Annotated in this window: 13 protein-coding genes and 2 pseudogenes; 7 read left to right on the top strand and 8 right to left on the bottom strand. The window is 60.5% G+C overall.

All coding sequences use genetic code 11. From position 1 onward, the window contains the following. Positions 1-204 precede the first annotated feature (204 nt). Positions 205-456 (top strand): annotated as a pseudogene (locus tag ACA051_RS20260) (aconitase family protein); the annotation flags it as partial. 6 nt (positions 457-462) lie between these two features. Here the strand turns inward: ACA051_RS20260 and ACA051_RS20255 are convergent. Next, positions 463-1338, bottom strand: a complete 876-nt coding sequence (locus tag ACA051_RS20255) for an alpha/beta fold hydrolase (RefSeq protein ID WP_497371631.1) — start codon at positions 1336-1338, stop codon at positions 463-465. Between the two features lie 243 nt (positions 1339-1581). After that, the gene (locus ACA051_RS20250) at positions 1582-2040 is read right to left on the bottom strand and encodes a VOC family protein (RefSeq protein WP_497304244.1); all 459 of its coding nucleotides are present in this window, start codon (positions 2038-2040) and stop codon (positions 1582-1584) included. A gap of 117 nt (positions 2041-2157) precedes the next feature. Here ACA051_RS20250 and ACA051_RS20245 point away from each other — a divergent pair. Next, positions 2158-2247 (top strand): annotated as a pseudogene (locus tag ACA051_RS20245) (MetQ/NlpA family ABC transporter substrate-binding protein); the annotation flags it as partial. 114 nt (positions 2248-2361) lie between these two features. Here the strand turns inward: ACA051_RS20245 and soxR are convergent. Then, the gene (gene soxR, locus ACA051_RS20240) at positions 2362-2829 is read right to left on the bottom strand and encodes a redox-sensitive transcriptional activator SoxR (protein WP_497371629.1); all 468 of its coding nucleotides are present in this window, start codon (positions 2827-2829) and stop codon (positions 2362-2364) included. Between the two features lie 95 nt (positions 2830-2924). Here soxR and ACA051_RS20235 point away from each other — a divergent pair, with 95 nt between their 5' ends. Then, positions 2925-3296, top strand: a complete 372-nt coding sequence (locus tag ACA051_RS20235) for an antibiotic biosynthesis monooxygenase (RefSeq protein WP_497304240.1) — start codon at positions 2925-2927, stop codon at positions 3294-3296. Between the two features lie 4 nt (positions 3297-3300). Here the strand turns inward: ACA051_RS20235 and ACA051_RS20230 are convergent, their stop codons facing one another. The 4 genes from ACA051_RS20230 to msuE all read right to left on the bottom strand — a co-directional run bounded on the left by ACA051_RS20230 (position 3301) and on the right by msuE (position 7469). Continuing rightward, a complete protein-coding gene (locus ACA051_RS20230) occupies positions 3301-4404 on the bottom strand; it encodes a sigma-54 interaction domain-containing protein (RefSeq protein WP_497304238.1) in 1104 nt (367 codons plus the stop codon). 24 nt (positions 4405-4428) lie between these two features. Further along, positions 4429-5580: an acyl-CoA dehydrogenase family protein gene (locus ACA051_RS20225; protein ID WP_497375609.1), complete on the bottom strand. Its 1152-nt coding sequence runs from the start codon at positions 5578-5580 to the stop codon at positions 4429-4431. A gap of 169 nt (positions 5581-5749) precedes the next feature. Then, on the bottom strand, positions 5750-6895 hold the full coding sequence (ssuD, locus tag ACA051_RS20220) for an FMNH2-dependent alkanesulfonate monooxygenase (RefSeq protein ID WP_046054455.1): 1146 nt from the start codon (positions 6893-6895) through the stop codon (positions 5750-5752). Positions 6896-6905: 10 nt separating this feature from the next. After that, positions 6906-7469: an FMN reductase gene (gene msuE / locus ACA051_RS20215; RefSeq protein ID WP_497304235.1), complete on the bottom strand. Its 564-nt coding sequence runs from the start codon at positions 7467-7469 to the stop codon at positions 6906-6908. Between the two features lie 399 nt (positions 7470-7868). On the opposite strand from msuE, the gene ACA051_RS20210 reads away from it, so the two are divergent. The 4 genes from ACA051_RS20210 (at position 7869) to ACA051_RS20195 (ending at position 12091) form a co-directional block, all read left to right on the top strand. Continuing rightward, positions 7869-8138 (top strand): hypothetical protein, encoded by a 270-nt coding sequence (locus tag ACA051_RS20210; RefSeq protein WP_497304234.1) that lies wholly within the window; start codon positions 7869-7871, stop codon positions 8136-8138. Between the two features lie 102 nt (positions 8139-8240). Further along, a complete protein-coding gene (locus ACA051_RS20205; protein WP_497304232.1) occupies positions 8241-8855 on the top strand; it encodes a LysE family translocator in 615 nt (204 codons plus the stop codon). 204 nt (positions 8856-9059) lie between these two features. Next, positions 9060-10217, top strand: a complete 1158-nt coding sequence (locus ACA051_RS20200; RefSeq protein ID WP_497304231.1) for a cysteine desulfurase family protein — start codon at positions 9060-9062, stop codon at positions 10215-10217. Positions 10218-10282: 65 nt separating this feature from the next. Next, positions 10283-12091, top strand: a complete 1809-nt coding sequence (locus ACA051_RS20195; protein ID WP_497304229.1) for an aminopeptidase P family protein — start codon at positions 10283-10285, stop codon at positions 12089-12091. On the opposite strand, the gene ACA051_RS20190 is transcribed toward ACA051_RS20195, so the two are convergent. Beyond that, positions 12084-12992 carry a LysR family transcriptional regulator gene (locus tag ACA051_RS20190; protein ID WP_497371627.1) on the bottom strand — a complete coding sequence of 303 codons (909 nt, stop codon included), beginning with the start codon at positions 12990-12992 and terminating at the stop codon, positions 12084-12086. The genes ACA051_RS20195 and ACA051_RS20190 overlap by 8 nt on opposite strands. Positions 12993-13013: the final 21 nt, after the last annotated feature.

The raw sequence follows: 13013 nt of genomic DNA, 5'->3' as shown, positions 1-13013 counted from the left end.
AGTCACGTTGATGTTGGCTGAACCACCGCTATCGCGAGCAGGCTCACTCCTACAAGCGGATTTGTGTTCACTTGAGGTAGCGGGTGAATAGATCCAACACGAACCATGGCTCACGGGATCACTGTCCGGCCATTGATGGCGATGGCCTACTCCCTAAGATGGAGCCCAGACGCCTTTCACCCGCGAGCCTGAGCGAGCACCTCCATGACTCCAGCAAGAATCCTCTACGACAAACACATCGATTCCCACACGGTGTGTCGCCTCAATGACCAGGGCCACGTCCTGTTGTACATCGATCGCCAGGTCATCAACGAATACACCAGCCCCCAGGCGTTCAGCGGGTTGCGCGAGGCCAAACGCGGAGTCTGGCGTGCCGGCACCGCACTGGCGCTGGTCGATCACGTCAACCCCGCCGCCCCGGTGCGCATCGCCGCGATGCCGGACCCCGGTGGTGCGCCGTGATCAGCGCAGGAAACCCAGCACTTCGGCGAGCAGCAATTCGGGGACTTCTTCGGCGATGTAATGGCCGGCGGGCAGGGCCATGCCACGCACGTCGGTGGCCACGTGTTGCCATTCCTTGAGCGGCTCGAAACAACGCCCGACTGTGCCTTCGGCGCCCCACAGCACCAGCAAGGGCAGGTGCAGAGAATGACCGCCCTGGATATCGGCACGGTCATGCTCCAGGTCGATGCCTGCGCTGGCGCGGTAGTCCTCGCAGATGCCGCGCGCGGTGCCCGGCAGTTTGAGGCAGCGCAGGTATTCGCCGAAGGCCTCGGCGGCGAACGGTTTTAGCCCGGCGCTGCGACTGCCCATCACGCTGCGCAGATAGGCGTCGGGGTCGGCTTCGATCAGGGTTTCCGGCAGCGGGGCCGGGCGGATCAGGAAAAACCAGTGCCAGTAGGCGCGGGCAAAGGCTTCGTTGGTTTGCGCGTACATCGACAGGGTCGGTGCGATGTCCAGCAGCACCATGCGTTGCACGGTGTCGGGGTGATCCAGCGCCAGGCGATGGGCCACGCGGGCGCCACGGTCGTGGGCCAGCACCGAAAACTGTTCGAAGCCCAGGGACTTCATCAGCTCGACGCTGTCCTTGGCCATTTCTCGTTTGGAGTAATTTGAGTGGTGGTGGTTGGCCGGTGGTTTACCGCTGTCACCGTAACCACGCAGGTCGGCGGCGATCACGGTGAAGTACTCGGCCAATTGCTCGGCGACCTTGTGCCAGATGACGTGGGTCTGCGGGTGACCGTGCAGCAACAGCAGGCCTGGCCCGCTGCCGCCGATGCGGTAGGCAATGTCCACACCGTTGACGTGGCGCTGGTTTTTCAGGAATCCGGCGAACATGGGGCGAGTCCTTGTTGTAGTTGCCTGCATCCTGAAAGTGTTGCGCGCCGTGGGCAAGGCGCAAAGCGTGGTGCGCTTGTTCATGAAGTGTGTTCAAGGGATCTGTGGTATCAGGGATGACGCCTTCGCGGGCAAGCCTCGCTCCTACGGGGAATTGTTTCGTTCGCAAATATCAGGAACCACACAAACCCCCTGTCGGAGCGAGGCTTGCCCGCGAAGAGGCCCGCTCAGACACCGAAGAATTCAACCCTGCTGAAACATCTCCTTGGCCCGCTGCTCGATCTGCTCCTGCGTCAAATCCTCCTTGCGCGTAGCCAGGAACCAAAGATGCCCATAGGGATCTTTCAGCGTCCCCGAACGGTCGCCATAAAACTGATCCTTGACCTCGGACACCACCGTGCCACCCGCCGCAATTGCCTGTTTATAAGACTTGTCCACATCGTTCACATACAAATGCAGCCCCACGGACGGCGATTTGTCGGGATTGCTCAATGGCCCCTGATCGCACGGGGTGCCGAGCATGATCGGGCAATCACCGATGCGCAGTTCGGCGTGGCCAATCCCGCCATCAGGCATGGCCAGGCGCATGACTTCGGTGGCGCCAAAAGCCTTCTTGTAGAACTCGATGGCTTCGGCCGCTTTCTGAATGCCCAGATAAGGCGTAATGCTGTGATAACCCTCTGGAATGGGTTTGACGCTCATGACGGTTCTCCCTGGTTGTTGTGAGCTGAAGGTGTTCCTACGCCGATTTCCGGTGGGATAACTATAGGTCAGCCCCTTTTGCGCCACCGAGTGCCCGACGAGCAGCAGCGCCACTGTTTGCAGAAACTGGCCAAGGCGTTGAACTCCGATGAGGTTTGGCAGTTCATCCTCACCCGCTACAAAGGGCAGATTGCGCCGGGGTTCTAAGCTTTCGGTCTGCCTTGAGGACGCCTTCGCGGGCAAGCCTCGCTCAGGTTTTGTGTCGTTCGCCAGTAACACGCAATCCTGTAGGAGCGAGGCTTGCCCGCGAAGGCCACGCCGCTATTTCGGATCTGTCCCCGATTCCAACAGCTGCGCCCCCGGCCCCTGTTCCCCCAGCACATCGCCAAAGTTACGCAATGGACACGCCTCCATCGACAAACACCCACAGCCGATACAGCCATTGAGCTTGTCCCGCAGCAAGGTCAATTGACTGATCCGCTCATCCAGGTCCCGACTCCACTGCACCGACATCACCTTCCAGTCCGCCGCCGTCGGCGCGCGGTTATCCGGCAAGGCTTTCAGTGCCTCGCCAATCTCCGCCAGCGGAATCCCCAGCCGCTGTGCGACTTTGATCAATGCCACCCGCCGCAACACTTCCCGTGGATAGCGTCGCTGGTTGCCCTGGTTGCGATTGCTTTTGATCAAACCTTTGGACTCGTAAAAGTGCAGCGCCGTGACGGCCACGCCACTGCGCGCGGCCAATTGGCCGACGGTGAGTTCCTTGTGCAGACTTTCCGAGGTGATCATTTAAAAAATGCCTCTTGACCTCTAGTTAACTCGAGGTTTTACCCTGCAGGCCTTCGGATCGCAAGGTCCGGCTTACACGTCAGTGGGGACTCTTCATGCAAGCGCCAGAGAAAAATCGCAGCTTCACCCAGTTGATCGAATTCGAGATCGAACCCCATCAGCAACCCGCGTTAGTGTCGGCACTGTCAAAGCAGACCGAGCGCCTGGCCCAAGGCTACAGCGGGTTTTTAAGTGCGAGTATCCAGGCCAGCGACGATGGCCGGCGGGTGCTCAATTACCTGCAATGGCAATCTCGTGAGGCGGGGGAAGCCGCGTTTCAGAGCTTTGAAAGCGGCGAACAGGATTTCTGGCAGCTGATTCGCGCGCATCAGGCGAAAACCGTGACCTTCGGCTCGTTCCAGGTGCTGCACAGTCTGGAACGTAGCCATGACAACGCGCTGCACTGCAACCTGGTGCATCAGGGGTAAGCGCTTAGATCGACAACTGCATCAAGCGCTCACCCTGAACGTTTTCCGTGGGCCGGCGCTTGTTCACCGCCAGTTCGCCGATCTTGATCAGTCGTGTGCGCGTGACGTTTCGGCTCAAGCCCAGCAGGGCCGCGGTGTGCACCTGGTTGTAATGGCTGAAGCGATACGCCGCGCGCAACAACGCGTCTTCGACTTTCTCGTGCAGCGCACCGGCCTGTTCTTCGAAGAGTTTTTGAAAGGCCCGGTCGAGCAAGGCTTCCGGTGAATCATCGACGTTGGCGTGGTGATCGTCCTGACGCTCGATGCGCATGTTCGACAGGCGCAGGTCATCGCGTTCAATCACGCCGTTACGGCAGATCAGCAGGGTGTGGTGAATCACGTTTTCCAGTTCTCGGATGTTGCCCGGCCAGCTGTAGCTGCGCAGTTTCAGTTCGGCTTCTTTGCTGATGGTGATGGTGCCGTAACCGAGGCGCTGGCTGTAGGCTTCGACGAAATGTCGGGTCAGCGGCAGGATGTCGCCGGGACGATCGCGCAACGGGCTCAGTTCCAGGCTGACCACGTCGAGGCGGTAGTACAAATCCTCGCGAAAATGCCCGGCGTTGATGGCTTTTTCCAGCTGCACGTTGGTCGCCGCCAGCACGCGCACGTCGATGGGAATGCTCTTGCGCGAACCGAGGCGCACCACTTCGCGCTCTTGCAATACGCGCAGCAACTTGACCTGAATCGCCATCGGCAGATCGCCGATTTCGTCGAGGAACAAGGTGCCGCCATCGGCCTCTTCGAACCAGCCGGCCTTGGCGCTCAAGGCACCGGTAAACGCGCCTTTTTCGTGGCCGAACAATTCGGCCTCGACCAGGGACTCGGAGAACGCACCGCAGTTCACCGCCACGAACGGCCGGTTGCGCCGGGCGCTGAGGTTGTGGATATGCCGCGCCACCAGCTCCTTGCCGGTGCCGGTCTCGCCGATGATCAGCACGCTGGCTTCACTCGGTGCGACTTGTTGGATGTGCGCGAGCAAGGCCTGGGATTTCGGGTCTTCGAACACCTGCGCGGTGGCGCGGATGGACGTGGCCAGAGCGGGCGAGGGCGGTAGGGTCAGAAGTTGCATCAGGCAGGCTCCCTGAATAGAAGGCTATGAATAGAAAGTCGGGATCGGCAGGGACTGGTTCAGCGCCCAATCACCCAGTTCATGGAGTTTGTAATCCACCGGGTCGTGCAGGGTCTGCGTGCGCAGGTTGCGCCAGTGGCGGTCCAGACGCAGCGAGGCATGGGTCGAACGCGCACCGGTGACTTCGAACAACCGGCTACAGATGTCCAGGCCATTGCGCGTGGCCGCGACTTTCGCCGTGGCGATGGTGGTGGCGAGATGTCCGCGTTCTTCGGCGCTGAGATTCGGGCCTTTGGCCCAAGCCTTGTCGAGTAACTCGGCAGCGCGTTCCACCAGCAACCGAACGCCTTCGAGAGCGACCCAGAATTCACCGTAATGGCCGAGCACATAAGGATCCTGGCGCACATCCTGCGCGCTGGATTTGTGCCACGGCCGGGTTTCGGTGAGGGTGTATTGCCGCGCTTCTTCGAAGGCACCTTCGGCAATACCGAGGAACATGTGGGTGAAGGTCAGTTGGGCAATCAACGGTCGCAGGCAGGCAAACGGTGTGCTCAGCGGACCCGGATCGAGCAGCAGTTCCGATTCCTCGACCCGCACCCGTTCGAACGTCGCGCTGCCGCTGTCGGTCTGGCGCTGGCCCATGTTGTTCCAGTCGTTGTGCAGGGTGATGCCGCTGCGACCGCTGGGGATGGCGGCGATCAGCAGCTTGCCACCGGCGCTTTCATCAACGGCCGAGGCAATCAGCATCTCCGAGTCGCTTGCACCGGAGCAGAAGCTTTTCTTGCCGGAAAATTCCCGCCAGCCACCGAGGTTTTTCACCACGGTGCGGGTGTCCAGCGGATTGAGGGCGTTGCCCCAGAACCAGTTTTTGCGTGCGGTTTGTTCGAACCACGGCTGCCATTGCTCGGGCCGGGCGAACAGGCGCACGGTGGCGAGCATCAGGTGATGGAAGCCGAAGACATGGGCGATCGAACTGTCGACCTTGGCGAACTCGCGCACGATGCCCAGAGTCTCACTCCAGCTGGCGCCGAGGCCGCCGTACTGCACGGGAATGCTTAACGCGAGCAGACCGCTGTGGCGCAACGCGTCGCGTTCGGCCTTGGGCGTGCCGCCACGCTCGTCGCGCTCGACGGCGGTCAGGGCAAAACCGGCGGCCAACTGGCGGGCGGTCTGCATGGGAGACAACAGGGCGCTTTGCGGCTTGGCAGTCACGCGGGCTTCCTCATATGAACGATGCCGTACCTGTAGGAGCGAGGCTTGCCCGCGAAGAGGCCATCACATTCAACAGAAATGTCGACTGACAGATCGCCTTCGCGGGCAAGCCTCGCTCCTACAGGATCGTGGGTCAGGCTTTGGCGTGGGCCGGGAGTACGTCATTGGCGATCATTTCGCCAAACGGCCCGGTGAGGTTGGTGACACCGCGCCCCGCGAGGCTCGCATACGGCTCGGGCAGCAGCGGGAACACCAGCTCGGCAAAGCGATAAGCCTCTTCGAGGTGCGGGTAGCCGGAGAAGATGAAACTCTCGATGCCCAGGTCCGCGTACTCCTTGATCCGCGCCGCCACTTGCTGCGGATCACCGACCAGCGCCGTCCCGGCACCGCCGCGCACCAGGCCGACACCGGCCCACAGGTTGGGGGAGATTTCCAGGTTGTCGCGGCGCCCGTCATGCAGCGCGGCCATGCGTCGCTGGCCTTCGGAGTCGAAACGCGAGAACGACTTCTGCGCGGCGGCGATGGTCTCGTCGCTGATGTGCTCGATCAGTTTGTCCGCCGCTTTCCAGGCTTCTTCGGCCGTCTCGCGGACAATCACATGCAAGCGAATCCCGAACTTCACCGTGCGCCCGTTTCGCGCTGCACGCTCACGCACATCGGCGAGTTTTTCCGCGACCGCGGCCGGTGGCTCGCCCCAGGTCAGGTAAACATCAACCTGTTCGGCGGCAAGTTCGTGGGCAGCTTCGGATGAACCGCCGAAGTACAGCGGCGGATATGGTTTCTGCACCGGCGGATACAACGCCTTGGCGTTCTGCACTTGCAGGTGTTTGCCCTCGAAATCCACCGATTCGCCTTGCAACACGCGGCGCCAGATCTTCAGGAATTCGTCGGTGACTTCATAGCGCTCGCTGTGATCGAGGAAGATGCCGTCACCGCGGTTTTCATCCGGGTCACCGCCGGTCACCACGTTGATCAGCAAGCGGCCATTGGACAGTCGATCCAGCGTGGCGGCCATGCGTGCCGAAACCGTTGGCGAGATGATCCCGGGGCGGATCGCCACCAGGTAACGCAGGCGCTCGGTCAGCGGCACCAGCGCCGAGGCAATTACCCACGAATCTTCGCAGGAGCGCCCGGTAGGGATCAGCACGCCGTGGTAGCCGAGGCTGTCAGCGGCCTGTGCCACTTGTTTGAGGTAGTTGAGGGTCACTGGGCGAGCGCCCTGAGTGGTGCCCAGGTAATGGCCGTCGCCGTGGGTCGGCAGGAACCAGAAAACATCCATGAAGAAATCCTTAGGCGATTTTCAGCAGATTTTTGGGGTGCGCGCCAAACAACGGCGCAGCGCGTTCTGCAGCAAGACGAATGCGGGCCTTCAAGGGCTCACTGGTTATTTGGTAATGGGCGAAATCGGCTTCGGTGGCGTAGACGCCAATGGGCAAGGTCAGGGCCTGGAAGAAACTGAACAGCGGCCGCAACTGATGATCGAGTACCAACGCGTGCCGTTCGCTGCCACCGGTGGCGGCCAGCAGAACCGGGGTGTCGATCAGCGCATTGAGGTCGATGAGGTCGAACAGGTGCTTGAGCAGGCCAGGGTAGGAACCGCGATAAACCGGTGCGGCGACGATCAGCAGGTCGGCGTTCTCGATCGCTTGCAACTCGGCCTCGATCTCGGCGCTCAATTCCTGGCGCGACAGTGCGGCGCCCAGTGGCCGGGCGATGTCGCCCAACTCGATCAGCTTGCTCTCGATCGGCAATTGCTCGGCCAACTCGGCCAATAGCGCTTGGGTCAGCACCAGCGTGCGGGACGGACGCCAGGTACCGCCGGAGAGGGCAACGACTTTCAATGGACGCGACATGACCAGTTCCTTTTTAAACAGTTGCTCAGCGAGCAGTGGGAAGTCACTGACTTGAGCAAGAGCTGTACCACTCCTCGAAAGCCCAGGTTTACGGGGCTTGCGGCGTATCGGTCAGTGGGCACTGTGCGATTTCGAGGGCTGTTTGTTGAATGACTGTTGCTTGGGAAACAGTTGCGTGGGCAACAGTACGTGAGGCGATGGAGTTGTTATAAAGGCAGGTTGTTATTCCGTAAAAGATCTTAAATTAATATTTATAGATCATTTGGAGATATAAAACGGACTGGCTGAGCGTCATTGGCCAAATTCGATAGCCACTATCGAGAGCGTTGATTTCTGCCCGTCGAAGGGGGCGGGTAGCCTGTGTTCATTGCCCCGAACCCAGATGCCAGGACGCCACCCATGAAACCTCTAATCGCCACTTTCCTGCTGCTCGCGGTCTCCGTTCTCGCCGGATGTGCCAGCCATGTGTCACCGGAATTGCGGCCATACACCGCCGAAGAAAGTAGGGAACTGGCGTTGGAAGACTTGAATCGTCGTGGTTTATCCTTCGATGAGTACCATGCGAAAAAAGCCGAATTGCTTGGCCAGCCGCAAAAACCGTTCAGTTTCGACAAACAAGGCGAGATGAACGCCGAACGTGCTGTACAGCTTCACGGTCGTCCGAGCTGATCTGAAACTGTACCGTTCGAAGTTTCACGTAACTGTCCATGGGTTTCCCCCGGGGCGTGCGATAGGGTCAACACCTGACTGACCCTGATTGGACTGCCGCTCATGACGCTCTCGCTCGATCTGCTGCTTGGCTTCGCCCTGTTTGCCCTCGTCACCTCGATTACCCCCGGCCCGAACAACACCATGTTGCTGGCATCGGGCGTCAACTTCGGCTTTCACCGCACCATTCCGCACATGTTGGGCATCACTTGCGGCTTCTTTGTGCTTGTCCTCGCCGTCGGTTTCGGCCTGGGTGCCGTGTTTCAAACCTATCCATTGCTCTACACAGTGCTGCGTTACGTCGGCGCGGCGTACTTGCTGTACCTGGCGTGGAAAATCGCCCATTCCGGACCGGTCTCCGAGAGTGAAAAGGGCGACAGCAAACCCATCAGCTACCTGGGTGCGGCAGCGTTTCAGTGGGTCAATCCCAAGGCATGGATCATGGCCATCGGCGCCATCAGCACCTACACGCCGATGCAGGGCTACTTCACCAATGTGATCGTGATTGCTGCGGTCTTTGCCTTGATCAACCTGCCGAGCGTCGGCGTCTGGGCCGGTTGCGGCACATTGTTGCGCAATGTGTTGAAGGATCGTCGCTGGTTGCGGCTGTTCAACTGGGGCATGGCCTTGCTGTTGGTGGCTTCGCTGTATCCGTTGTTGATCGAGAGCTTTAGCTGACACATCGCTTCAACCGGTTGGCCGATGCCTGTTAAGCTCGACTTCAGGAGCGTTCCTACGCACTTTTAAATGAAGTTGTTCTTCTTTAACGGCCTCCGATCAGGTATTTCTAACGCTCCGAACGGTCGGCGCAACTCACGAGGTTGCGCTTTGAGCGTTCAGTGACGAGCCTCCTGATCCCGGAACATGCTCTGCGAGTTTTCTATGAATAAACGTCCTCTGTATTTTGACTACGCCGCCACCACGCCGGTGGATGAGCGGGTCATCAAGGTCATGGTCGAGTGTCTGGGTTTCAACGGAAACTTTGGCAACCCGGCGTCCAGCTCCCATGCCTTCGGCCAGCAGGCCCGGCAAACGGTCGAGCAGGCGCGGCGCCAGGTCGCCGAACTGGTCGGCGCTCAGGCGGACCAGATCGTCTGGACCTCCGGCGCGACCGAATCGAACAACCTTGCCCTCAAGGGCGTGGCACAGGCCCGCGGGGTGTCCGGCGGCCATATCCTCACCAGCCAGATCGAACACAAGGCAATCCTCGACACGGCGAAGCAGTTGCAGGACGCCGGCGTTGCCGTGACTTATCTGGTGCCTGACGCCGAGGGCCTGATTACCCCGCAAGCGGTCAGCGAGGCAATGCGCGAAGACACATTCCTGGTGTCGCTGATGCTGGTCAACAATGAACTAGGCACGGTCAATGACATCTCGGCCATCGGCCAGGTGGTGCGTGATCGTGATGCGCTGTTCCATGTCGACGCCGCCCAGGGCGCGGGCAAAGTGGCGATCGATCTTGCCCGCTTACCGGTGGACCTGATGTCGTTTTCGGCGCACAAGATCTACGGCCCTAAAGGCATCGGCGCCCTGTACGTCGGCCCGCGCGCGCAGCAGCGTTTGCTGGCGCAGATTCACGGTGGCGGTCACGAGGGCGGTTTGCGTTCCGGGACTCTGGCGACACACCAGATCGCTGCGATGGGCGTGGCCTTCGCCTTGGCGGCCGCCGGATTCGACGAAGAAAAAGCCACCATCGTGCGGCTGCGCGAACGCTTGCTTGAGCAACTGCTGGGCATCCCCGGCGTGCGGCTCAATGGCAGCCCGACGCAACGCATTCCTCATACCCTGAGCCTGACCTTCAACGAAGGCGAGTTCAATTCTGCGGCGCTGAGCAGCTCGATCGCGTTTTCTGCGACCTCGGCCTGTAACTCCGCCAGCAATGCACCGTCCCATGTGCTGCTGGCCCTGGGACATGACGCCCGCTCGGCGGGTCGCACGATTCGCTTGAGCCTCGGCCGGTTCACCACCGAACAGGATGTCGACCAAGCGGCACAACTGATTAAAGCGGCCTGCGCCAATGCTCCGGCATTCTGGCAATAAGGCCTGAAAGTGTCGGCATTGATCGGCACTCAACAATAATGATGAAGTGATTAGCAGGAGACATGATGAGTACGCAGCCTTCGATCAATGGATCGGTGCCCCAACGTTTGGCGCAAACCCGCGAGCTGATGAGCCGGGAGGGCATTCATGCCCTGCTGGTGCCGTCGGCCGATCCGCACTTGTCGGAATACCTGCCAGGCTATTGGCAAGGACGGCAGTGGTTGTCGGGCTTTCACGGTTCGGTCGGCACACTGATCGTGACCCCGGACTTTGCCGGCGTCTGGGCCGACAGCCGTTACTGGGAACAAGCGAGCAAGGAACTCAATGGCAGTGGCATTGAGCTGGTCAAGCTGCAACCGGGCCAGCCTGGCCCGCTGGACTGGTTGGCCGAGCAAACCCCTGAAGGCGGCGTCGTCGCGGTGGATGGCGCGGTGATGGCCGTGGCATCGGCGCGGACGCTGGGCGGCAAACTCGAAGAACGCGGCGCACGTCTGCGCACTGACATCGACCTGTTGAGCGAAGTCTGGAGCGACCGTCCGACGCTGCCGAACGAGTCGATCTACCAGCACTTGCCACCACAGGCGACGGTCAGCCGGGGTGAAAAACTCGCGAAGTTGCGTGAGGTGTTGAAAGATCGTGGTGCTGACTGGCACTTCATTGCGACCCTTGATGACATCGCCTGGCTGTTCAACCTGCGTGGCGGCGACGTGTCGTTCAACCCGGTATTCGTGTCCTTCGCCCTGATCAGTCAAGAACAGGCCACCCTGTTCGTGGCCCTGAGCAAGGTCGATGCCGAACTGCGTGCGGTCCTCGAAAAAGACGGCGTAACGTTGCGCGATTACAGCGAAGTGGCCGCCGCCTTGAGCGCTGTGCCAAGCGGTGCGAGCCTGCAAGTCGATCCGGCGCGCGTGACGGCCGGTTTACTGGATAACCTGAACAGCGGCGTGAAACTGGTCGAAGGTCTGAACCCGACCACTTTGGCCAAATCACAGAAGAGCCTGGCCGATGCCGAGCACATCCGTCAGGCCATGGAGCAGGACGGCGCGGCGCTGTGCGAGTTTTTCACCTGGCTGGACACGGCGTTGGGTCGTGAGCGCATCACCGAACTGACCATTGACGAACACCTGACGGCTGCGCGTACCCGGCGTCCGGGTTATGTGTCGCTGAGCTTCAACACCATTGCCGCGTTCAACGCCAATGGCGCGATGCCGCACTACCACGCTACCGAAGAAGAGCACGCGGTGATCGAAGGTGACGGTCTGTTGCTGATCGACTCCGGTGGTCAATACCTGGGCGGTACCACTGACATTACACGGATGGTGCCGGTCGGTACGCCGACGGATGAGCAGAAACGCGATTGCACGCGGGTGCTCAAAGGCGTCATCGCGCTGTCCCGGGCGCAATTCCCTCGCGGCATTCTCTCGCCGTTGCTCGACTCGATTGCCCGCGCGCCGATCTGGGCTGAAAGCGTTGATTACGGACACGGCACCGGTCATGGCGTCGGCTACTTCCTCAACGTTCACGAAGGCCCACAGGTCATCGCCTATCAGGCCGCCGCTGCCCCGCAAACCGCGATGCAGCCGGGCATGATTACGTCGATCGAGCCGGGCACTTATCGCCCGGGCCGTTGGGGTGTGCGCATCGAGAACCTGGTGTTGAACACCGAAGCGGGCAAGAGCGAGTTCGGCGAATTCCTGAAATTCGAAACCCTGACCCTGTGCCCGATCGACACCCGCTGCCTCGAACCGTCGCTGCTGACCCTGGACGAGAAGCAATGGTTCAACGCCTACCACGCCGAGGTGCGCGAGCGCTTGAGCCCGTTGCTGGATGGCGCGGCACTTGAGTGGTTGAACACTCGCACCGCGGCTATTTGACCGGTTGGAGTTCAGGCGCTGTTTCGAGCGCCTGCCTCATGTAGTCGACAAAGGTTTTGACCCTGGCGGATTGGCGACGATTCGCCGGGAACATGGCATGAATGGGCAGCGACTGCGCGGTGTAGTCCTGCAAAATCGCAGTCACTCGCCCGGCGTTCAGATCCTCGCTGAACAACCACACCGGCGACAACGCAATCCCCAGTCCTCCCAGCACCATCTCGCGAATCGCCTCGGAGTTGTTGCTTTGCGCATTGCCCTTGATTCGCACTTCGTGACGTTGGGCTCCGCTCTTGTAAACCCATAGGTTCTGACTGTTCAGCAGGTTGAATTGCAGGCAATTGTGTCCGCGCAGTTCTTCTGGTGTTTGCGGCTGGCCGTGTTGCTTGAGGTAGTCCGGCGCTGCGACGGTCACCCGGTGGGTGGTGCCGATACGGCGGGCGATGAGGCCGCTGTCGGTCAATTCACCGATCCTGAACGTGACGTCGAGGCCTTCGCTGACCAGGTCCTGATTCTGGTCACTGAGCTGCAGGTCTATCTGCACCTGGGGGTGTTGTTTCAGAAACTCAGGAAGACGCGGTGCAATCTGCAAACGCCCGAAACTGACCGAGGAACCGATCTTCAGGTTGCCGGCAACGGTTTCGCGTCCTGAATGAAAACTGTGTTCCGCCGCGTCCACGGCCGCCAGGATTTGTCGGCATTCGCTGTAGTACCGCTGACCTTCGTCAGTCAGCGAGAGTTGGCGTGTGCTGCGGGAAATCAGCTTACCGCCCAGTTCAGTTTCCAGCGCCCTCAACACTTTGCTGATGGTCGGCTGGCTGGTCTGCATCTCCCGGGCTACGGCAGAAAAGCTGCCACGTTCGACGACCCGGACGAAGATGGCCATTGCATTGAGTTTGTCCATGGGGTTTCTCATTGATGCCAA

Source organism: Pseudomonas sp. LBUM1669, from assembly GCF_059695705.1.
The sequence above is the reverse complement of the archived record's forward strand: the minus strand, read 5'-3'. Positions and strand labels throughout refer to the sequence as shown.